The 20231-nt window shown below is 67.0% G+C and carries 19 protein-coding genes; 11 read left to right on the forward strand and 8 right to left on the reverse strand.

Annotated features, from left to right (window positions below; translation table 11 throughout):
- The first annotated feature begins 151 nt into the window (after positions 1–151).
- The 4 genes from OHB12_RS17590 (at position 152) to OHB12_RS17605 (ending at position 4783) form a co-directional block, all read left to right on the forward strand.
- Positions 152–1810: an acyl-CoA synthetase gene (locus OHB12_RS17590; RefSeq protein ID WP_327109703.1), complete on the forward strand. Its 1659-nt coding sequence runs from the start codon at positions 152–154 to the stop codon at positions 1808–1810.
- Between the two features lie 53 nt (positions 1811–1863).
- Positions 1864–2682, forward strand: a complete 819-nt coding sequence (locus OHB12_RS17595; RefSeq protein WP_327121189.1) for a PepSY domain-containing protein — start codon at positions 1864–1866, stop codon at positions 2680–2682.
- An 80-nt stretch (positions 2683–2762) separates the two neighbouring features.
- The gene (locus OHB12_RS17600) at positions 2763–3599 is read left to right on the forward strand and encodes a DUF6924 domain-containing protein (RefSeq protein ID WP_327109704.1); all 837 of its coding nucleotides are present in this window, start codon (positions 2763–2765) and stop codon (positions 3597–3599) included.
- A 731-nt stretch (positions 3600–4330) separates the two neighbouring features.
- On the forward strand, positions 4331–4783 hold the full coding sequence (locus tag OHB12_RS17605) for an SRPBCC family protein (RefSeq protein WP_442800108.1): 453 nt from the start codon (positions 4331–4333) through the stop codon (positions 4781–4783).
- Between the two features lie 53 nt (positions 4784–4836).
- Here OHB12_RS17605 and OHB12_RS17610 read toward each other — a convergent pair whose 3' ends face one another.
- The 3 genes from OHB12_RS17610 to galK form a co-directional block, all read right to left on the reverse strand.
- Entirely contained in the window at positions 4837–5097 is a 261-nt protein-coding gene (locus OHB12_RS17610) for a hypothetical protein (protein ID WP_327109706.1), read from the reverse strand.
- Between the two features lie 12 nt (positions 5098–5109).
- Positions 5110–6843: a sodium:solute symporter family protein gene (locus tag OHB12_RS17615; protein ID WP_327121191.1), complete on the reverse strand. Its 1734-nt coding sequence runs from the start codon at positions 6841–6843 to the stop codon at positions 5110–5112.
- Between the two features lie 206 nt (positions 6844–7049).
- Positions 7050–8180, reverse strand: a complete 1131-nt coding sequence (gene galK, locus OHB12_RS17620) for a galactokinase (RefSeq protein ID WP_327109707.1) — start codon at positions 8178–8180, stop codon at positions 7050–7052.
- Between the two features lie 239 nt (positions 8181–8419).
- On the opposite strand from galK, the gene OHB12_RS17625 reads away from it, so the two are divergent.
- The 3 genes from OHB12_RS17625 to OHB12_RS17635 all read left to right on the forward strand — a co-directional run bounded on the left by OHB12_RS17625 (position 8420) and on the right by OHB12_RS17635 (position 11009).
- Positions 8420–8914 (forward strand): pyruvoyl-dependent arginine decarboxylase, encoded by a 495-nt coding sequence (locus tag OHB12_RS17625; protein ID WP_327109708.1) that lies wholly within the window; start codon positions 8420–8422, stop codon positions 8912–8914.
- Positions 8911–9480 carry a hypothetical protein gene (locus tag OHB12_RS17630; RefSeq protein WP_327109709.1) on the forward strand — a complete coding sequence of 190 codons (570 nt, stop codon included), beginning with the start codon at positions 8911–8913 and terminating at the stop codon, positions 9478–9480. The genes OHB12_RS17625 and OHB12_RS17630 overlap by 4 nt, the downstream gene beginning before the upstream one ends.
- A gap of 86 nt (positions 9481–9566) precedes the next feature.
- Entirely contained in the window at positions 9567–11009 is a 1443-nt protein-coding gene (locus OHB12_RS17635; RefSeq protein WP_327109710.1) for a GGDEF domain-containing protein, read from the forward strand.
- Between the two features lies 1 nt (position 11010).
- Here the strand turns inward: OHB12_RS17635 and OHB12_RS17640 are convergent, their stop codons facing one another.
- Both OHB12_RS17640 and OHB12_RS17645 read right to left on the reverse strand, forming a co-directional pair.
- A complete protein-coding gene (locus OHB12_RS17640; RefSeq protein WP_327109711.1) occupies positions 11011–11784 on the reverse strand; it encodes a DUF6319 family protein in 774 nt (257 codons plus the stop codon).
- A gap of 220 nt (positions 11785–12004) precedes the next feature.
- Complete coding sequence (locus OHB12_RS17645) at positions 12005–12625, reverse strand: TetR/AcrR family transcriptional regulator (RefSeq protein ID WP_327109712.1); 621 nt, start codon at positions 12623–12625, stop codon at positions 12005–12007.
- Between the two features lie 292 nt (positions 12626–12917).
- Between OHB12_RS17645 and OHB12_RS17650 the strand changes: the two genes are divergently transcribed.
- Both OHB12_RS17650 and OHB12_RS17655 read left to right on the forward strand, forming a co-directional pair.
- Complete coding sequence (locus OHB12_RS17650) at positions 12918–14567, forward strand: class I adenylate-forming enzyme family protein (RefSeq protein ID WP_327109713.1); 1650 nt, start codon at positions 12918–12920, stop codon at positions 14565–14567.
- A gap of 219 nt (positions 14568–14786) precedes the next feature.
- Positions 14787–15842: a DoxX family protein gene (locus OHB12_RS17655; protein WP_327109714.1), complete on the forward strand. Its 1056-nt coding sequence runs from the start codon at positions 14787–14789 to the stop codon at positions 15840–15842.
- Between the two features lie 34 nt (positions 15843–15876).
- Here OHB12_RS17655 and OHB12_RS17660 read toward each other — a convergent pair whose 3' ends face one another.
- Positions 15877–16707 (reverse strand): mycofactocin-coupled SDR family oxidoreductase, encoded by an 831-nt coding sequence (locus tag OHB12_RS17660; protein WP_327109715.1) that lies wholly within the window; start codon positions 16705–16707, stop codon positions 15877–15879.
- Positions 16708–17143: 436 nt separating this feature from the next.
- Between OHB12_RS17660 and OHB12_RS17665 the strand changes: the two genes are divergently transcribed.
- On the forward strand, positions 17144–17371 hold the full coding sequence (locus tag OHB12_RS17665; RefSeq protein WP_327109716.1) for a hypothetical protein: 228 nt from the start codon (positions 17144–17146) through the stop codon (positions 17369–17371).
- Positions 17372–17713: 342 nt separating this feature from the next.
- Positions 17714–18382, forward strand: a complete 669-nt coding sequence (locus tag OHB12_RS17670; RefSeq protein WP_327109717.1) for a class I SAM-dependent methyltransferase — start codon at positions 17714–17716, stop codon at positions 18380–18382.
- A 73-nt stretch (positions 18383–18455) separates the two neighbouring features.
- Here OHB12_RS17670 and OHB12_RS17675 read toward each other — a convergent pair whose 3' ends face one another.
- Both OHB12_RS17675 and OHB12_RS17680 read right to left on the reverse strand, forming a co-directional pair.
- A complete protein-coding gene (locus OHB12_RS17675; RefSeq protein WP_327109718.1) occupies positions 18456–19637 on the reverse strand; it encodes an aminotransferase-like domain-containing protein in 1182 nt (393 codons plus the stop codon).
- A 64-nt stretch (positions 19638–19701) separates the two neighbouring features.
- Positions 19702–20154 (reverse strand): cupin domain-containing protein, encoded by a 453-nt coding sequence (locus tag OHB12_RS17680; RefSeq protein WP_327109719.1) that lies wholly within the window; start codon positions 20152–20154, stop codon positions 19702–19704.
- Between the last annotated feature and the right edge of the window lie 77 nt (positions 20155–20231).

Consider the following 20231-nt stretch of genomic DNA (forward strand, 5'->3'; position numbering starts at 1 on the left):
CCGTTCGGCTACCTGCCGGTACGGTTTCATCGAGATACCTGACACACGCGGTTACAGTCGCTTGCTACTGTTAGCAGCAGCACTGGATCTCGAGGTTGCGGTCCGCACCACTTGGGGCTTATCGGGTGGGACCGCCGGAAGGTTGTCGTCGATGTCTCTGTCCTTCCCCGCGCTCAGCGGCACCGTGCGCAAGGTGGGCGATCTCGCCCTCAGCGTGAATGTGATGGTCAGACGGCGGCTGTTCAATCCGCTGCGCCCGGATCACGTCGTGCGGTCGGCGTTCAACGTGCTCAGGTTCGGCCCGTTCGCCGGTGTGGTCATGCACGCCGCGCAGACCGGGCCCAGCGCGGGCGCTATCGTCGACGAACGCGGGGAACTGACCTTCGGCCAGCTCGACGAGCAGTCCAACGCCTTGGCCCGCGGCCTCGCGGACCAGGGACTCCAGCCCGGTGACGTGGTTGCCGTATTGGCGCGTGACCACCGCGGCATGGTGCTGAGCCTGCTGGCGACCGGCAAACTCGGCGTACGCACCGTGCTGATGAACACCAGCTTCGCCAAGCCGCAGTTCGCGGACGTGGCCGAGCGCGAGCACGTGAAGGCCGTGCTGCACGACAGCGAGTTCCTCGAACTGATGAGCGCGATCCCCGCCGACATCCCACGCGTGCTCACCTGGGTGGACGAGAAGGACAACGCCGACCCGTCGATTCCGACCATCGAGTCGCTGGTTGTGCGGCGCTCCACCGCGCCGCTGCCCGCACCGGCGAAGCCGGGCGGCGTGGTCGTCCTCACCAGCGGTACCACCGGCACCCCGAAAGGCGCGCCACGCGACCGGGTGAGCCCGTTCGCTTCGGCCCAGTTCCTCGACCGGGTGCCGCTGCCCAACAACGGCACCATGCTCATGGCGGCGCCGATCTTCCACGGCACCGGCCTATCCCAGTTCACCCTCGGTCTCGCGCTCGGCAACCGGGTGGTCTTCCAGCAGCGCCGCTTCGACCCGGAGAAGACGCTAGCGAACATCACCACCTACCGCGCGGACTCGCTGGTCTTGGTGCCGACCATGCTGCAGCGCATCCTGGACTTGGGCGACGAGGTGCTGGCGAAGTACGACTCGAGCACCATCAAGGTGATCTTCGCGGCAGGCTCGGCCATCGCGCCCGACGTCGTGACCCGCACACTGGACTACTTCAACGACAGCCTCTACAACCTGTACGGCTCGACCGAGTGCGCCGTCATGACCGTCGCCACCCCCGAGGACCTGCGCAAGGCGCCGGCCACCGCGGGCCGCGCCCCGGTCGGCATCCGGATCGTGCTGCTGGACGAGAACCGAAAGCCGATCACCGAGCCGAATGTCATCGGAACCGTCTTCGTGGACAACGGCTTCGCGTTCACCGGCTACACCGACGGCCGCACCAAGGAGATCGTGGACGGCATGATGTCCAGTGGCGACGTCGGGCATTTCGACGCCGACGGCCTGCTCTTCATCGACGGCCGCGACGACGACATGATCGTCTCCGGCGGCGAGAACGTCTTCCCGCTAGAGGTGGAGAACCTCATCGCGGGCCGCGACGACATCTTCGAGGCCGCGGTGGTCGGCGTGGACGACCGCGAATTCGGAAAGCGGCTGCGCGCCTTCGTCGTTCCCGGCCCGGACTCCACGCGGAATCCGCAGGAGATCAAGGACTACGTCAAGGCGAATCTGGCGCGCTACAAAGTGCCGCGCGAGGTGATCTTCCTCGACGAGCTACCCCGCAATGCCACGGGCAAACTATTGCGCAAGCCGCTGATCGAGATGGACGTCGACGCGAGCTGACCGGCCCGCGCCAAGCCGCACCGGGCGCAGCCCGCTCGCTGCCGCGCCCGCTGATCTCCCCACTTGCGATCAATGCCTCGAACTGGCACGGCGCGGTCGGCATGTGGGTGCTTCCGCTGCTGCTTCTGCTGTCGGCGACCGGCTTGACCTGGTCGACCTACGCGGGCGCGAACGTCACCGAGCTACGTCAGCAGCTCAATTGGACCACGCCCGCGGTCAGCACCGCGTTGCCCGGAACCGCTGCACCCGTCCATGATTCGGGTGGCGATCACCACGGCGGCGACCATGGAGCGCCCGCGTCCGCCGACCCGGTCGACCGGATCAGCCAGCTGGATCGGGTGTATGAGACCGCCCGCGCCAACGGGGTCACCCAGGCCGCCGAGATCGCGGTCCCGGGCGCGCCGGGCAAGGCGTTCGCGGTGAAGGAACGACGGATACCCGGCATCTACACCGTCGACGCGGTCGCCGTCGACGGAGCCACCGGCGCGGTCACCGACCGCTTGGCCTACGCCGACTGGCCGCTGATGGCCGAGCTCACCAACTGGGGCATCCAGTTCCACATGGGTCTCATGTTCGGGCTGCTCAACCAGCTGTTGCTGCTCGCGGCGATGCTCGGCCTGATCACCGTGATCGTCCGCGGCTACCTCATGTGGTGGCGTCGGCGACCAACCCGCGGTGAGGGTGGGTTGGCACTGGGCCGTGTGCCGCGGCGAGGCGCGCTGCGCAAGACCTCACCCTGGCTGGTCGTGCCGCTGCTGGCCGCCGCGCTCGTGGTCGGCTGGTTCGCCCCACTGGTCGGCTCGAGCCTGCTCATTTTCCTCGCCGTCGACGTCCTGATCGGCCTCACCGGGCGAGTGCGCGCCGCCTCGTAGACCTCGCATGATCCGCCGGGCGGAGGGGCCCGGAGGATAATCACGCCCTACCGACCGTGCGCGAAGATCTGGGGTTCTCCATGCAGCGTTCCAACTGGCCACTCCTTGACGGCCGCACCCGCCCGCTCGCGATGAAGGAGTGGGGCGACCTGGCCGTCATGGACCCCGACGCCGGCAAGCGGCCGCGCGGACGCGGGTTCCTTGCGGCCGAGAAAGACTGGCTGCACATCGACGCCGGTCTTGCCCTGGAGAACCCCATCGTCACCCTCTACGCCGGAGATGACCCGGGAGCAGAGAACGGCTGGGACGAGGTCGAAGAGATCACCGTGATCTCCACGACCGGCTTCCTCGCCCTGTGCGACAGCGGATACGAGCCTCTGCGCAAAGAGAATCTCGCCATCGCAGGAGTCGGCCCCTACCTGATCCGCGTCCATTCCAGTGACCGGTCGTCGGACGGCAAGAAGCCCCGCTTCCTCATCCAGGTCATCCCCGGCGAGCGTACGGGGGCCGAGCCCGAGCCGCCCTCCTCCACGATCGAGGAGGCCGCCGGTCCGCTCCTGGTGCGGACGTCCTTCGAGCAGCCAGATGAGTGGGCACGCCTGCTCCATGCCCTCGAAGGAGGCTCGGAGCACTACGAGTCGATCACCGTCATCGACAACCGCGCCTACGCGGGCTTCACGGCGGATCAGATCCGGGCGCGGATCGGGCGCGATGACGAGGAATGGCCCGACAGCACTCTCGTCCTCATCGCCGACGAGTGGGCACTGGCCTCCGCAGAGTTCCCGTTGCTGGCCGTGAACAACCTGCCCGACGATGACGATGATCCCTTCCGGATCACCCTCGCGGCGGCCGGTTCCTTTGTCGTCAACATGGAGCTGGCGAACACGAGCTTTGGTGAGTGGGGCGGTGTCACCTGAAGACTCCCGCCCACATTTCATTTCGCTGCCGACGAGCACGCGTAGCAGTTCTGTTCGGGCATTGGCACGATGTTGACGAATCGCCGGTGCTGACGACACGCCCCTCTGGGTGACTGCCCTTATCGTTGGGGCCTGCACAGGGAGCCGGCGGTAGGTCGGCCCGGGACGACAGACGCCTTCCGCACTCAGCACGATCACCCGGACGAGAGATCCGCAAGCTGTACCCGACTGCGATTCCAAGGAGGACATCCGTGCGACTCGTCAAAACAGGTGCTATCGCTCTGGCACTCGCCTGTTCAACCGTCATTGGGGCCGGTGCGGCCCACGCAGACCAATCCGTCACGGTCACCGCGAAACTGCTGGACTGCTCCATCCGATCCCGGGTGGACTTGGGTGTGCTGGCGATTGTCGGCCCTAATGGCACTGTCACTGTCTCCGACGACGTTTATGCCCGACTCAGGGCTGCCGGCTGCTTCCTCTGAGCACGGTTGTCCAGGTCGTCCCGCCCGTCGCCGGAAAGCGACGGGCAGGACGACCTTCCCACCTCGACCACCCGTCATTCCGCGCGATCCACCGCAGCACCCACCCGGGACTGCCTGGGTCATCCCACTGTTTGTCATCGAGCTGCCCGGGTACGCGGCCCAATATCTGAATCGCATCAAGGGCGCGATTGCCGGCCGAAGGCGGCCGGCCATGGGCGCGAGTGCGGAAAGAGGCAGCAAGTGAGCAGGATGATCGCCACCGTAGACGTCGAGGTGCCGGTGCGCACCGCTTACAACCAGTGGACGCAATTCGAGTCGTTTCCGCAGTTCATGGAGGGTGTCGAGGCAGTGCGGCAGCTCGATGACAGACATATGCATTGGCGCATCCGTGTCGGCCCGTCGACGCGGGAATTCGACGCAACCATCACCGAACAGCACCCCGACGAGCGGGTGGCCTGGAAGTCCGTGAGCGGACCCCGCCACGCGGGTGTGATCACCTTCCACCGGCTGGACGACACGCACACCAGAGTGACTGCCCAGATGGACGTCGACCCGGAAGGCTTCGTGGAGACCGCCGCGGACAAACTCGACATTCTGACGGACCGCGTGCAGAAAGACATGCAGCGCTTCAAGGAATTCCTCGAGTGCCAGGGCCATGAGACCGGCGCCTGGCGGGGCGATATTCCGCGCCCGGACGCCTGATCGGTGCGACGACCCCAGGCGCCTCGGGTTACCCGGGGCGGGCCGTCTGGTGTTCAGGCGACGGAGTCTGGGCTCTCGGCGATCTCGTCCGCAGGTGCCTGCGGTTCGGGCGGCACTTGGACCGGACGAAGCAGCACCCAGGCCAGGAAGGCCAGTGCTACCACTCCCATGCCGATCCCCGACCAGAGATTGACGTTGATGCCACCGGTTTTGGCCTCGTCGGCCGCGGTGTCGTGCACCAGGCCCGTGATGACGAGGATGACCGCGTAGCAGCCGAGCAGGGCCCCGACGATGGTACGGATGTCGAAAAGCATCGAGTCAGCTCCCTATCCGACGACGATGTTGAGGGCGATGACGAGCACGAGGGCGATGCTTGCCAGCAAGACCGGGCGCTGATACCAGGGCAGCGTGTCGGCCTCGGGGTCGGTGCGTACATCCTTCGGCGTCTCCGAATACACCAGCCCGATCAGCTCGGCCGCGGGTTTGGGCTGTGTCACCTGGCTGACCGCGACGCTCACCACGATGTCGACCACGAACGCGACCCCCGCCGCGACGAAGCTCGCGCCTTGGCCGGACAATTCGAACACCTTCGTCTCGTGCAGGATGAAAACGAGAATCGCCGAACCGGTTCCGCAGACCAGGCCCATCCAACCCGCGGTCGGCGTCATCCGTTTCCAGAACATGCCGAGGATGAACGTGGCGAACAGCGGCGCGTTGAAGAAGCTGAACAGGGTCTGCAGATAATCCATCATGTTGCTGAAGCCGGACGCGATGAACGCGGTGAAGATCGCGGCCACGGTCGCGCCGACGGTGGCCAGCCGGCCCACGCCGAGGTAGTAGCCGTCCGGCCGCTCGCGCCGCACGTACTGCTGCCACAGGTCATAGCTGAACACGGTGTTGAACGCGGAGATGTTGGCCGCCATGCCCGCCATGAACGCCGCGAGCAGACCGGCGAGGCCCACGCCGAGCAGACCGTTGGGCAGCACATCCTTCATCAGGTACAGCAGCGCCTGGTTGTAGGTGGTGTCGCTCTCGAAATCCGGATTCGCCGTCACCGCCGTTTTGTACTCGGCCATCTGCGGCACCAGCACGGCGCTGATCATCCCCGGGATCACCACGATCAGCGGGATGAACATCTTCGGGTAGGCGCCGATGATCGGGGTGCGTCGCGCCGCCGAGATGGAGTGCGTCGCCATCGCGCGCTGTACCTCGACGAAGTTCGTGGTCCAGTATCCGAAGGAGAGGACGAACCCGAGCCCGAACACGATGCCGACCACCGACAGGAAGTTGTCGCTGAACCCGCTCAGCGCATTGCCCGGCCAGGAATCCAGCTGTTGCGGCCCGCCCGGCGAGGCGGTGATCTTCTCCTTCAGTCCGCTCCAGCCGCCGACCTTGTGCAGGCCGACCAGGGTGAGCGGCAGCAGCGCGGCCACGATGACGAAAAACTGCAGCACCTCGTTGTAGATCGCGGCGGACAAGCCGCCGAGGGTGATGTAGGAGAGCACGATCGCGGCGGCCACGATCACCGACACCCACAGCGGCCAACCCAGCAGCACGTTCACGATGGAGCCGAGCAGGTACAGGTTGACACCCGCGATGAGGATCTGCGCTACCGCGAAGCTCAGCGCGTTCACCAGGTGCGCGCCGGTGCCGAAACGCCTGCGCATGAACTCCGGCACGCTGCGCACTTTGGAGCCGTAGTAGAACGGCATCATCACCACGCCGAGGAACAGCATGGCGGGCACCGCGCCGATCCAGAAGTAGTGGAAGGTCGGGAAACCGTATTGGGCGCCGTTGGCGGACATGCCCATGATCTCCACCGCGCCCAGGTTCGCGGAGATGAATGCCAGACCGGTCACCCAGGCGGGCAGCGAACGCCCGGACAGGAAGAAGTCGATGCTGGAGGAGACGCGCTGCCTGGCCAGAAGGCCGATGCCGAGCACGAACACGAAATACAGGGCGACCAGCACGTAATCGACGGCGCCCGCGTCCAGCTGGAGCGTGGTGGCGGCGTCGAGATGTGTGGTCGCAGCTGCCCGGCGTACGTCGGCGGCGGTCAGCGCGGAAGCGAGAACGGGTGAATAGGCAAGCGGCACTGCTTTCCTCCTGGCGGTGAAACCGGGCGTCGAGCGAGATCGTGCGTCGTGCTGGTGCTGCCCGGCGCGCGCGACTTTCTCGTCGCCCGCCGATTGGTGTCGGCTGACACATACTGCGTGATTGTGCCCCACTCGCGGGGCACAATCACGCACAAAACCTGGACGACCGCTCAGTCGATGCGGTGCGCGCCTGCCGCGGGAACAACCACGAACGTGCGCGGATCGGCAAGACCCGCGTCGGCGAAGCGTCTCCGCGCCATCTCCGCCACGGCCACGGTCCGCTCGCGATCGACCAGGGCGATCACACTCCCGCCGAACCCGCCGCCGACCATGCGCGCGCCATGCGCCCCCGCCGCGAGCGCGGCGCTCACGGCCGTGTCCAGAGCCGAGGTGGAGACCTCGAAATCATCGCGCAACGAGGCGTGCCCCTCGGTGAGGGTCGAGCCGATCCCGCGCGGATCGGCGCCGTCCCGCAATCTTTTGGCAATCGCGAGCACTCTGGCGTTCTCGGTCACTACATGCCGGGCCCGGCGACGCAGCGCGTCATCGGCGATCCGCTCGACGGACGCCGCGGACGCGACGTCACGCAAAGCGTCGACGCCAAGTTCCCCGGCCGCCGCCACACATTGGGCGCGCCGCTCGGCGTAGCCGCCGTCGACCAGGTCGTGCGGCTGCCCGGTATCGATAACCAGCAGCTCGAGGCCGAACCTGTCCAGGTCGAACGGGATCTGCTCGTGCCCGACGCCGCGCGGCGACGTCCCGGTGTCGGCGGCGAAACCGCGAACGTCCAGGAACAGCGCGTGCCCGGCCGTGCACAGGATCGCGGCCGACTGGTCGAGCAGCCCGGTCGGCGCACCGACGTAGTCGTTCTCGGCGGCGCGGGCCAGGTCGATCAGCGCACGGTCGGTCAGGCTGGGCGCGAAGAGATCCCGCAGCGCGAGGGCCACCGCGCAGGACAGCGCCGCCGAGGACGACAGCCCGGCGCCGATCGGCACCGCGCCGTCCAGGTCGAGGTCCACGCCAGGGATCTGGTTTCCGCGCCGCTCGAATGCGGCGACGACCCCGAGCGGATAACGCGACCATCCCGGCACCCGCTCCCGCTGTGCGGCGAGCGCGGATACCGCGGCGAGCACCGGCTCGCCGGGCCGCTGCCGCGAGACGACCCGCACCTGCCCGTCGTCGCGCACCGCGGCCCCGCACCGCACCACCAGCGGCAGCGCGATCGGCAGAACGAAACCCTCGTTGTAATCGGTGTGCTCACCGATGATGTTGACCCGCCCCGGCGCCGCCCATGTCCGCAACCTGGTCCCTCGCTGTCGTCGTCCCTCCTTTCAGACTAGGAGACACGCCGCATGAGCACTGCTTTCGGCATACAAGATGCGCGATGCCTATTCCTGACGCACAGTCGATTTTGACGCAATTCAAGCCTGCAAATTGGGGTCGAACTGTTTCCGGAGGCAAGATGATGCATAACACCCCAGGTGGCGACCTCAGGGGATGGCAGTGGATCGATCGCTTACGCACGCCGATGAGTGGGCCGATGCCAGGTCGATCGCTGACGATCGAGATAGGAGCCGCAACCGGCGTGGGGCCGACCGCCATGGCGGCGTTCGATGCGGCGCTTCGCGGTCTGGGAGTTGGTGAGGCCAATTTGATCCGCTTGTCGTCGGTCATTCCACCACGCGCGACCCTGGAACGCACCAGCCGGGTGCGCAAGCCGATCTCCTGGGGCGATCGCCTCTACTGCGTGTATGCGGTCCAGCACGCGAACGAACCCGGTGCGAGCGCCGCCGCGGGTATCGGCTGGGTGCTGCGCGACGACCATTCCGGCGCAGGGCTTTTCGTGGAGCACGAAGCCGAGACCACCGAGAAGGTGTCCGACCTGATCCGGTCCAGTTTGACCGACATGACGCGGCACCGGCCGGAGCGCTTCGGCCCTGTCCACCTGTGCACCACCGAGACCACCTCCGACGGCGATCCGGCCTGCGCGCTTGTTCTCGCCGCCTACCACACCACCCCGTGGAGCCCACGGTGAGCGGCCTCTACGTCACCGTCGAGACGACGATTCCGGACGATCGGATCGACCTGTTCCACCGCCTCTACGAGGACGCGTTCGGCCCGCTGCGGGCCAAGGCCATCGCACGGCAGGTGCTGCGGCGCGACGAGTTCCATGCGGAGATGGTCGATCCTCGCGTGCACAAGCACGTCGCGCGGCTCGGCTCGGGCGAGCCCATCGGCGTGACGACGCTGACCAGGCATCTCGACACGGTCCCATGGATCAGTCCGGACTACTTCGCGGCGCGCTACCCCGAACACGCGGCGCGCGACGCGATCTACTACGCCGGTTTGACCCTTGTTGCGCCAAGTGCACGACAAGGGGCCGCTTTCCATGCCATGATCGACTCCATTGTCCAGGTTTTGGTTGCCGAACGCGCGGCGGTCGGTTGGGACATCTGCTCGTACAACAACACTCGGTTCTCGTTCGCCGACAGTATTCGGGCGATGCTCGACGAACAGGCGAACGTCGAAGTCGCGGTTGAGGATTCTCAGATCTACTACGTGGCCCAGTTCACAGGGGATGGAGCGACCAGGGGGGACTGATGACACCCAGCGCAGAGCAATCGAGGGGCCTGCGGCATCGGCTCGGATTTCGCTGGTATGCAGTACTTTTAGGGGGAAGTGCGGTTGTGATCGCGACGAATGTCGCGATCGACTCGCATGCGGTGTCGTTGGTGACGATGGCGGTCGTCCTCGCCGGAACGCTCGCGATGATGGGCATCGGGCTGCACATCCACCGGCCCGTCCATCCGCTGCCCTGGTATCTGCTGTCCGCCTCCGCCGTGCTGTTCGCGACGGGGACCGCGCTGCGCGAGGCGACCCACCACTCGATCCATCCGGTCGACGACGCGTTCACCCTGCTCGGCTACGTCGGGGTCGGCCTCGCCGCGCTGATCTGGTTGTACCCGCGCCAGGTTCGCGGCAACCACGACCTGCTGCTGGACTCCGCCCTGATCGGCCTCGGCGCGCTGCTGGCCTCCTGGGCATTTCTCATCTCGCCGATCCTGCAGTTACACGCCACCACGCTGGACACGCTGGTGGCGGCGATCTACCCGGTGCTCGACGCGCTGCTGCTCACCCTGGTCGCGCACTCGGTGGCCACCGCGACGCGCTCGGAGACCTCGCTACGGCTGCTGCACGCCGGGCTGATCGCGCTGCTGCTCGGCGATCTGGGCTACAGCCTGGAGACCGTGGGCACCCCCATCGGGCGCGACGTCCTGCTCGCTCCACTGCTGGCCGCCTACGCCACCGTGGGTGTCGCGGCGCTGCACCCGACCATGGCCGCGCTCGGGACACCGCGCCGGATCCATCCGCACCACTCCAGGCAGCGGGCCAGCGTCATCGCGGTCGCGCTGATCGTGGCTTCACTGGTCCCGGTAGTCGGGTCCAGCTTGGACACCCTCGACCGCGTGGTGGTGTCGTCGCTGTTCGCGCTACTACTGGTCGGAGTGCTGGTGCGGAGCGAGCGCGCCATCGTGCGTAGTGCACGCAGCGAACGACGCGCCCAGTACCAGGCCGACCACGACATGCTCACCGGCCTGCTGAACCGGGCCGCGCTGCTGCGCTCGCTCGACGGCAATCGCGAGCAGTGGGGCGAGCAGCCGATCTGCCTGCTGTTCATCGACCTGGACGGCTTCAAGAACGTCAACGACAGTTACGGGCACGCGGTCGGCGACGAGCTGATCGCGACCGCGGCCGCCCGGATTCGGCGTGTGGTGCGCCGCGAGGACGCGGTGTCCCGGTACGGCGGCGACGAGTTCGTCGTGCTGTCCCCGTTGGCCAGGCAGGAGGCCGCGGTGCTGGCCGAACGGCTGATCGGCGCGTTCGTCCGGCCGTTCGAGCTGAGTGCGGGCGAGATTCCGATCACCGCGAGCATCGGCATCGCGTGCGTCGGTCCGCGCAGCTCGGACACCGGCGTCCACAACCTGATCCGCGACGCGGATGCGGCCATGTACCACGCGAAGGAGAACTCGCTCGGCTACACGTTCCACGACGATGCGAGGCATCCGCTCACAAACGCCGGGCGCCGGATCTGCCGCCCAGCCGATAGATCCACCAGCAACGCGGTGTGAATCAGTCGCGCAGGTCTTCCAGCAGGCGCTTGGCCTCCTCGAGCTCGGCCTGTAGCTGCTGAACCTTGGCTTCCTGTACGCCGCGCGCCGCGTCCAGGATCCCGGCCACCACATCGGCAACCTCGGGATGCAGGACCTTGGCCGCCTGCGCCACCGCCGAACTGTTCACCGGAAGGCCGCGCACCGTCCGCTTCTTACCGCTGACCACATCGACCGACCACTCGCCGTCGGCAGTGCCGGTCAGCGTCACCGTGACCTCGGGGGCCTTCGTCTTGCGTGCGGCGGGCGCCTTGGCAGGCTTGGCCGCGTTCGCCGCCGTTGTCTGCTTGGCCTGGCCCTTGGCCACACTGTCCCGTTCACCTGATTCCGGTGTGCTCCCCAGCGGTTTCGGGGTGACCGGCGGCGTCGGGGCGCTCCCCCGTCCGGGCGGTGTCGCGGTGCTCGTAAAGGTCGGCGTCTGGGTCACAGCGGATTCCTTTCTTGTTGTCGGCTTCGGCTGGGCAGCGGAGACGGCGGCCCCTCGCGGCGGCTTGGTCAACGTCACCTCCGTCGGGGAGAAGGACAGTACATCTTTCGAGCCGGTCGGCCGGACCTGCAGGAAGTCTCCGTCGGCTGGGTCACCCAGCGCGACCACCTTTCCCGACCGTCCCTCTGGCACGCCGACCGCGGCCGCGGTGAACCACACCATGGGCGGGCTGCCACCGGCGATGTCCGTGGCGATCTGCTGAATCTCACTGTCCGACAATGGTTGTGGCTTGGTTCTTGGCGACGGCATGGTGCACTCCGAGCGGTGTTCGTGGATGGCTGCGTGCACAGATGATGCCGCACTGCTCCGACAGATACCCAAACCACTGCCGAATCGAGTTCGTGCGCACGCGGGTTCGAGCACCCAGCGAATGTCGCGCTACATTCGAGGCGAGCCCACGCCGTCCCCATTTCGCGCCCTCGCGATCGCGCCCACCGACTTCCGCGGGGCCGCCGGCCTGCCCGGTCGTTCAACTCGCGCCGGAGGGCGCCCGCAGTGCCGGAAACCAGATGTCGGCGAGTACCTCGGCGGCCTGCTCCGCGGAGACGTCGATGGTGCCCTGCATGGCCCACCGGGTGAAGAACCGTTCCAGTTGCGCCACAAGCAGCTCCACGCGCAACCGCGCCTCGTCCTGCCGGTCGGCGGGCCAGCCCGCGAGGTAGGAGGTCATCGCGTTCGGCAGCGCGCGAATGCCGTCGCGTGCGAGTTCGCGGAATTCGGGCTCCAGCGCCGTCGCCTCGTCCCAGGCGGGCAGCAGTTCTTTGTACTCGTGGAACCACTCGATCGCGCGGGTGACCCAGCCGACGAATTCGGCGCGCGACCCGGCCTCGAGCACGCGATCCAGGTCCTCGTAGAAGCGCAGCGTGCTGGGCACGGTGCTCTGCGCGGCGATGGCGCTCAGGATCTCCACCTTGCCCGCGAAGTGCAGATAGAAGGTCGCGCGGCTGCAGCCGACCGCCGCCGCGATGTCGTCCACCCGGACCGCCGCGTAGCCGCGAGTGCTGAACAGCTTCTTGGCACCCGTCATGAGCCGGGCCCTGGTGTGCCGCTTCTGCTCCTCCCGCAGGCTGGTGTTCGCGTTCGTTCGCATGGTGAACGTGTCCCTCGTGTGCGTCGAAAAGAGGTGCTGACGTGCGACTTTCGAGGAGAGAGTCGATAACGCGCAGCGGAGCGAGCGCTCTCGCTAGACAATACGTCACTCACTAGACACCGCATCTAGCGAATGTTAGCTTGTTGCCTACGTCACTCCGGGGCACCATAGCGCCGGGCGGTTCGACGCCATATCGCGCGTCACTGTGGGCAGGTGGCGGCCTTTCCCAGCGCAAGGACAAGTGAATGACGGCGACCGGAATCCCCCGCGCCTGCGTAGCGATGAGGAAGATATGACGAAGCCTTTCGATCCGCAGGCGTTCGCGGCCGAGGCAGCGGCCCGGCTCACCGGCCCCGGCGGACGGTTCGAGCTGGTGGTCGAAGATGTGCTCGGCGCGCCGATGCCGGTGATGCGCCACCGCAGCACCTCCCTGGGCGAGGTGCTCGCCGCGTCGACCGCGCACGGCGATCGGGACTATCTGGTCACCGAAGACCGGCGGATGTCCTTCACCGAGCACGCGTCCGCCGTCGCGGCGCTTGCCGCGGCCCTGCGTGCGCGCTACGGCGTGGGAAAGGGCGACCGCGTCGGCATTCTCGCGGCGAACACACCCGAGTGGGTCATGACGTTCTGGGCAGCGCAAGCGCTCGGCGCGATCGCGGTCGGATACAACGCGTGGTGGGCCCCGCGCGAGATCGCCTACGGCGTCGAACACACGAGCCCTACCGTGCTCGTCGTCGACGCGAAGCGCGCCGCACCACTGGCCGAGCTGGACATCCGAGTTCCGGTGCTCACCATGGAGCACGACCTGCCCACGCTGCTGGCCGACTTCCCGAGCGCCACGCTGCCGCGCACCGAGATGGACGAGGACGACCCCGCGGTGATCCTCTACACCAGCGGCACCAGCGGGCGCCCCAAGGGCGCGGTGCACTCGCACCGAAACCTGGTGGCGGTCATCGACTATCACGTGTTCAACGACGCGCTGGCCGCCGCGTTCACCGGCGCGACCGAGTTGCCGAGCGGGCGACGCTATCTGCTCACTTCGCCGCTGTTCCACATCGCCAGCCTGCACAACCTGGTGGTGCCCCGCCTGGTCACCGGCGACGCGGCCGTCATCCACCAGGGCTCCTTCGACGCCGACCGGGTACTGCGACTGATCGAGCGGGAACGAATCAGCAATTGGGGCGCCATGCCGACCATGGCCACCAGGATGCTCGAACTCGACCTGTCGCACTACGACCTGTCCTCGCTGACCGCGTTCTCGCTGAACTCGGCGCCCTCATCTGCCGCCCTGCAACAGCAACTGCGCAATCACCTCCCTGTCGCACGGAACGCCCTGGTGACGAGCTACGGGCTCACCGAATGCAGCACTGCGGCGACGCTGGCCGGTCCGGCCGAACTCGCCGCCTTTCCGGACACCGTGGGGCGACCGGTCGTCGGCGTCACGCTGGAGATCCGCGACAGCGCGGGCAATACCGTCCCCGACGGCACCGAAGGCGAGATCTGCGTGCGCAGCCCGTACGTGATGCTCGGCTACTGGCAGGACGAGGCGGCCACCGCCGCCGCGATCACGACCGACCGCTGGCTCCGCACCGGCGACATCGGCGTCCTGGATGACGGCAGGCTGCGATTGTCCGGACGGCGTTCGGATCTCATCCTGCGCGGCGGGGAGAACGTCTACCCCACCGAAATCGAACAGTGCCTGGAGGACCATCCGGCGGTGCGCGAATGCGCGGTGGTCGGCGTGCCGGACGCCGACCTCGGACAGCAGGTCGCCGCCCTCGTCGTCGTCGAAAGCGCCACGGCGATAACGGAGGAAGAACTGCGCGTGTTCACCGCCGACCGGCTCGCCTACTACAAGGTCCCCGCCCGCTGGCGGCTCACCACCGCCGCTCTCCCGCGCAACGCGACCGGCAAGGTCGTGCGTACCGCCATCGAGGTGTGAAACCCGAGTACGCCCCCTTCGACAACCGTTTCGCTTACTGAACCGCAACGTTGTGTTCATCGGCGGTGGTCGGCGAAGTCTGAATCACCCCTTGATAGTTGTCCACCAATTAGCTGCTAGTTGGCCAGACCGTCGCCTCTCCGCGTTCGGGTGAGCGTGTTTGACCGGGAGTCTTCCGGGAATCCGGTCCGTACGGACATCTAGGGAAGGGGTTATGACATGTTGTTGCGCCGACTCGCCCGGCCGCTGCTCGCCACCGCATTCGTCGTGGATGGGGTAGATACGCTGCGGCGTCCGGAGGAGCGGGTCAAGGTGGCGACCGAACTGGTGCAGCGGGGGCAGCGGCAGCTCCCCGATGAGGTTGCCGCAAAGCTGCCTGCCGATCCAGCGACCGTGGTGCGAATCAACGCGGCCGCCCAGGTCGGTGGCGGCGTGTTACTCGCGCTGGGGAGGACACCGCGCCTGGCCGCCCTGGTGCTCGCGGCAACCGTCGTGCCCGCGACCGTCACCGAGCAGGATTTCTGGAACGAGCAGGACCCGGCGCGCAAGTCGGCGAAGCGCACCGCGTTCCTGAAGGACCTCGGGCTGCTCGGCGGCCTGATGATCGCCGCGGCCGACACCGAGGGCAAGCCCTCGCTGGGCTGGCGTGGACGCCGGGCCGCGCGCGACGCCGCCGCCGCGGTGTCGGCGTCGCTACCGTTCGGCGCGAGCTCGAACGGCGCGACCGGTGCCGCGCTGCGCAAGCACGCACACGACGCGGCGGGGCGTGCGCGCACGCTGGGCGCTGTCGCCGCGAGCAGGGGTGCCGAGCTGGCCGAGACTGCCCAGCGACACGGCCCGAACTGGGCCGAGGCCGCCAAAGAACACGGAGCAGACTGGACCGAGGCCGCCAAAGAACACGGAGCAGACTGGACCGAGGCCGCCAAAGAACACGGAGCGGACTGGGCCGAGGCCGCCAAAGAGCATGGCGCCGACTGGGCGGAGTTCGCAAAAGAACACGGTGCCGACTGGGCCGAGATCGCCAAAGAGCGCAGCGCGGAGTGGGCCGAGATCGCCAAAGAGCGCAGCGCGGAGTGGGCCGACCTGGCAAAGCACCGCGGTGCGGAGTGGACGGAGATCGCCAAGGAGCGCAGCGCGGAGCTGGCCGAGCGCGCCAAGCAACGCGGACCCGAAATAGCCGATGCCGCACGGGAACGCGCGGCAAAGACCGCGCACACCGCACGCGACAAGGTCGAAGCGCGGACGCCGCTGACCGGGCGTCACCTCTTCCGCTAGCCGATCTCGTCCGCTGGGCCTGCGCCGCTGACCGTCAAGCCGTATTCGCGCTGAGCCCACCGGAGATCGTCACGGCCTCGCCGTTGAAGTGACGGCCGTGCTCGGAAACCAGCAGCAGCGCGGCGTCCGCCACCTCGGCGGGCTGGATCAGATCACCGTTCGGCGGCCCGGATTCGATGATCGCCATCCAGTCCTCCCGGGTGGGATTTTCCTTGTCCGGCACCATGAGTCGCCAAACGGCCGGGTTCTGGATCATGTCGGTGTCCACACCGGAGGGCAGCAGGGCGTTGACCGTGATGCCGTAGTCCGCCACCTCTAGCGACAGCGATTTCACCAGACCGAGCACGCCCCATTTCGCCGCGGCGTAGTGCCCGGCGTTGCGCACGCCCATCTTGGCCACGATGGACGAGGTGGCGACAACGCGCCCCCACCGGCGCTCGATCATGTGCGGCACCATCGCACGGAAGCTGTGGAAGACGCCGGTCAAGTTGATATCGATCATGTCCCGCCACAGCTGCTCGTCCATCTCGGCGATGGGCGAGTTGGACGCGATGCCCGCGTTGGCGATCAGGATGTCGATGCGGCCGAACTCCTCGATCGCGCGCTCGGCGACGGAGTACATCTGCTCCTGGCTGCGCACGTCCGCCTTCATCGGAACGCATCGGCGGCCGGTCGCTTCGACCAGCTCGACGGTCTCGACCAGGTCGTCCTCGGTGCTCAGCTCGTATGGCAATCCGGCCAGTGGTTCGGCGATATCACACACCACGATGTCGGCGCCCGCTCCCGCCAGAGCCAGCGCGTGCGCCCGGCCCTGTCCCCTGGCACCACCGGTGATCACGGCTACCTTGTCGTCGAGATTCCCCACGTCGGGCTCCTCCGGTTGGGCATGTGCTTCGGCCGCACCCATCGTGTCACGCGCAGGTGCGGCCGATTCCAGGTTTCCGGACGAGTGTCGACGCGATTTCCCGCCCATGGGAACCGGTGCCGGGCGACCTGCACTCTGCGCCCTCCGGGCAGCGCCCGGTCCCCGACGACAGACCACACTGACGGCGCGGCTCGTCGAAATCCACAGGGACAGTGGCACAATGGGCACCGTCCGCACCGGCTCGGCGCCGGATCGGACATGTCCGCGGCACGGACGAGCCGACCCGATCGTGGCAACGAACACCGCACGAACCGTTGCGACCCGTACAGCGACGAGGTGAGCGCGATGTACGCTGCGCGCCGGAGGAATCCCGCCCGTGTCTCCACATCCTTCCGGTGCGCGGTCCGGCGCACCCGCAATGGTTCCTGGGGGCCCGATGACCGATTGTGAGTACCTAGCCGTGGATCTCGACCGACAGTTCCGCACCACACCGAGCGACCACGATGCCGCCGTGGCCGACCTGATCACCAGCTCGCCGCTGCGCAGGCTGATCCACACGGCCGTAGGTCTTTCCGACGACTCCGTCGACCTGCTGACAACGATGAGCGGCCGCCTGCGGGCCGCCGAGGGCATGATCTTGTGCGACCCGCTCGACGACTACTGACAGGTCCGCCGAACGCACGAGGCACACGACGAACAGCGCCTTCGCCACCCGGTCCGGCGTCAGACCCGGGTCAGCAGTGGCCTCGCCGAACCCCCGGCGACGCGCCCGGACAGACAACGCCCAGCAGGACATTGTTGCCGAACCGGCAACAATGTTTGCCAATTTGTCCGCACAGGCGGATTGTGTGATTCATGAGCGAGCGAACAACAAGCGCAGCCGCCATGGCGGTCATGACGGAGGCGAGCGCTAGCGAGGTGGAGTCATGAGCGAGCGTAGCGAGCGAACAACAAGCGCAGCCGCCATGGCGGTCATGACGGAGGCGAGCGCTAGCGAGGTGGAGTCATGACCGCCACACATCAACACCACAATGGGACCACGCGGACGACGGTCGAGTACTGGGAGGCCTTCTATCAGGAACGCGAGCAGGTCTGGTCGGGACGGCCGAACTTCCTCCTTGTTCGTGAAATCGACTCGGTCGCAGCGGGTTCCGCGCTGGATCTGGGCTGCGCTGAGGGCGCCGACGCGATTTGGCTTGCCGAACGCGGCTGGCGGGTCACCGCGACCGATGTGTCGGACACCGCTCTCGCCCGCGCAAGGGCGCAGGCGGCGAAACAAGGACTGACCGTCGAAATCGACTGGCAGCAGCATGATCTCGACGAGACCTTCCCTTCGGGACGCTTCGACCTCGTTTCGGCGCACTACCTGCACTCACCGCCCGCCCAGGCCGATGAGCGGACGAAGATCCTGTGCAGAGCAGCGGAGGCGGTGGCGCCCGGTGGGCTGCTGCTGATCGTCGGCCACGCGGAATGGCCGACCTGGGTGGAGGAGCCACCGATGGACGTGCACTTCCCGACCACCGCCGAGGTACGCGACAGACTGGATCTCGACCCGGCCGAATGGCAGGTGGAACTCGAGGAAGTCGTCGATTTCGAGCACCGCGGACCGGAGAGGCAGCCGGGTACCCGCAAAGACAACATCTTACGAATTCGCCGTGTCTCCCGCGGGCACTGAAGACCTTCCAGCAGGCGATGACCCGTATCGGCGGCGATTCCGGTGTCGCACGTCTACTGCGGTGAACGCTCGCTCATGATGACTCGCACAATGCGGCCAACAGTTCGATGCCGCGGTCGATCTCGGCTTCGGGCACGCTGGCAAAGCTCAATCGCATCGCGTTGTGCGACGCATCGGCCGCGGCGAAGAACACGCTCCCTGGCATGAACGCAACCCCGGCCTCCAGCGCAGGCAGCATCAGCGCATCAGCGTCGAAATCGGCCGGGCCTTCGACCCACACGAACATGCCGCCATCGGGCTCGCTCCAGGAGAATCCGGTCGGAAAGTGCTTTCCCAACGCTTCCACCACCGTATCCAACTTGGCAGCATAGGTTTCCACGATACGAGCCAGGTGCGTGGATGCTACTGCGCTGCCGAGGAATTCGGCGGCGATGGCCTGGTTGAGTACCGAGGTCTGCATGTCGATTCCCTGTTTCAGCGCGAGCACCGGCTCCAACAGATATTCGGGCAGCACCGTGATGCCGATTCGCAGTGCCGGTGCAACGGTTTTCGACAGCGACGTGATGTAGACGGTGTTGTCCGGCGCGAAGGACCAGAATGCCGGCAGTGGCTCGCCCCGATACCGCAGGTCGGTGTATACGTCATCCTCTACCACCAGCTCACCATGCCTTGTGACCACCTCGGCTACGCGTAGGCGCCGCGCCGCGGACATCGTCCGCCCGGTCGGGTTGTGGAAGGTCGGCAACAGGTAGACGAACGCCGTGTCGTGTTGTGCCAGCGCGGCATCCAGCGCCTCCGGCACGATGCCGTGTTCGTCGGACTCGACATCGATCACCGTCGCGCCGTGACTGCGGAATACCTTCACTGCGGGGCCGTAGGTCGGGGTTTCCACCAGCACCACGTCACCTGGGTCGAGCAGCGCCATGCACACGTTGTGCAATGCGCCGGATCCTCCCGTCGCGATGTGCAGCCGGTGCGGCGAACATCCGATTCCTCGGTGGGACAACAGGATCTGCGCCTGTTCCAGCAGCGGTGGAAACCCCCGGGTCAGTCCGTACTGCAATGCGGCGTTCCCATACTTCGCGATCGCACCAGCGGCCAGTGATGCGACCAGATCGCCTGGTAGCAGCGCCGGGTCCGGAGCGCCGACTGCGAACGAGATCGCCGCAGGACGGCGCTGCAGTGTCGCGTAGATGTCATCGATCGGCCCGCTGCTCACCGCCGCTCCGCGACTGAATGCGATATCGACACTCATGACTCCACCTCGCCGACGCCCGGCTCCGTCCTGCCCGAGGAGCACTGACCCGTTGATTCCACACTCATTTCACGGCGAGCTCACGCCGCAAACGCACGGCGATATCCGCAGCCGCAGCATCATATTCGGGCACCAACACCAGATCGTCGCTGAACAGCGGATCGGTGCGGATGTCCACTGCCACCAAATCCTCGGTGTCACTGAGATTCACGGCTACATGCACTACGCCCTCGGGGACGTAGAGGAACTCGCCAGGCCCATGCACGTGCGGCGTCAATTCCGGCCCGATCAGCGTCGCGGCCCGTCCGCGCAGGCACACCACTATGGTCTCGCTGTGCGCGTGGAAGTGAGCTTTCGCTACTTTACCCGGCGCCATATTCACCATTGCCGCCGAAATACCCTCGGCCCCACAGGTTTCCTTCGTTACGCACGGCACCAGGTGCTGTCCGTGCGGGCCGATGGTCTCTGCGCGCTCGGCCGCGGCAATTACTCGCACCGTCTTCACAACGTCGTTCACGGGCTCAACCTACTGGCCGGTCGAGTATCGGTTGAAGATCAGTCATTCCCACTGATGGCAGAACCTCCCGGACCCGC

Origin of the sequence: Nocardia sp. NBC_01730 (assembly GCF_035920445.1) — a bacterium.
Taxonomy (GTDB): domain Bacteria; phylum Actinomycetota; class Actinomycetes; order Mycobacteriales; family Mycobacteriaceae; genus Nocardia.

Excerpts from the sequence above, each read along its gene's own strand:
- OHB12_RS17590 (WP_327109703.1), top strand. The coding sequence starts at position 152 with ATGTCTCTGTCCTTCCCCGCGCTCAGCGGCACCGTGCGCAAGGTGGGC.
- OHB12_RS17600 (WP_327109704.1), top strand. The coding sequence starts at position 2,763 with ATGCAGCGTTCCAACTGGCCACTCCTTGACGGCCGCACCCGCCCGCTC.
- OHB12_RS17605 (WP_442800108.1), top strand. The coding sequence starts at position 4,331 with ATGATCGCCACCGTAGACGTCGAGGTGCCGGTGCGCACCGCTTACAAC.
- OHB12_RS17610 (WP_327109706.1), bottom strand. The coding sequence starts at position 5,097 with ATGCTTTTCGACATCCGTACCATCGTCGGGGCCCTGCTCGGCTGCTAC.
- OHB12_RS17625 (WP_327109708.1), top strand. The coding sequence starts at position 8,420 with ATGCCAGGTCGATCGCTGACGATCGAGATAGGAGCCGCAACCGGCGTG.
- OHB12_RS17640 (WP_327109711.1), bottom strand. The coding sequence starts at position 11,784 with ATGCCGTCGCCAAGAACCAAGCCACAACCATTGTCGGACAGTGAGATT.
- OHB12_RS17645 (WP_327109712.1), bottom strand. The coding sequence starts at position 12,625 with ATGCGAACGAACGCGAACACCAGCCTGCGGGAGGAGCAGAAGCGGCAC.
- OHB12_RS17650 (WP_327109713.1), top strand. The coding sequence starts at position 12,918 with ATGACGAAGCCTTTCGATCCGCAGGCGTTCGCGGCCGAGGCAGCGGCC.
- OHB12_RS17655 (WP_327109714.1), top strand. The coding sequence starts at position 14,787 with ATGTTGTTGCGCCGACTCGCCCGGCCGCTGCTCGCCACCGCATTCGTC.
- OHB12_RS17665 (WP_327109716.1), top strand. The coding sequence starts at position 17,144 with ATGACCGATTGTGAGTACCTAGCCGTGGATCTCGACCGACAGTTCCGC.
- OHB12_RS17670 (WP_327109717.1), top strand. The coding sequence starts at position 17,714 with ATGACCGCCACACATCAACACCACAATGGGACCACGCGGACGACGGTC.
- OHB12_RS17675 (WP_327109718.1), bottom strand. The coding sequence starts at position 19,637 with ATGAGTGTCGATATCGCATTCAGTCGCGGAGCGGCGGTGAGCAGCGGG.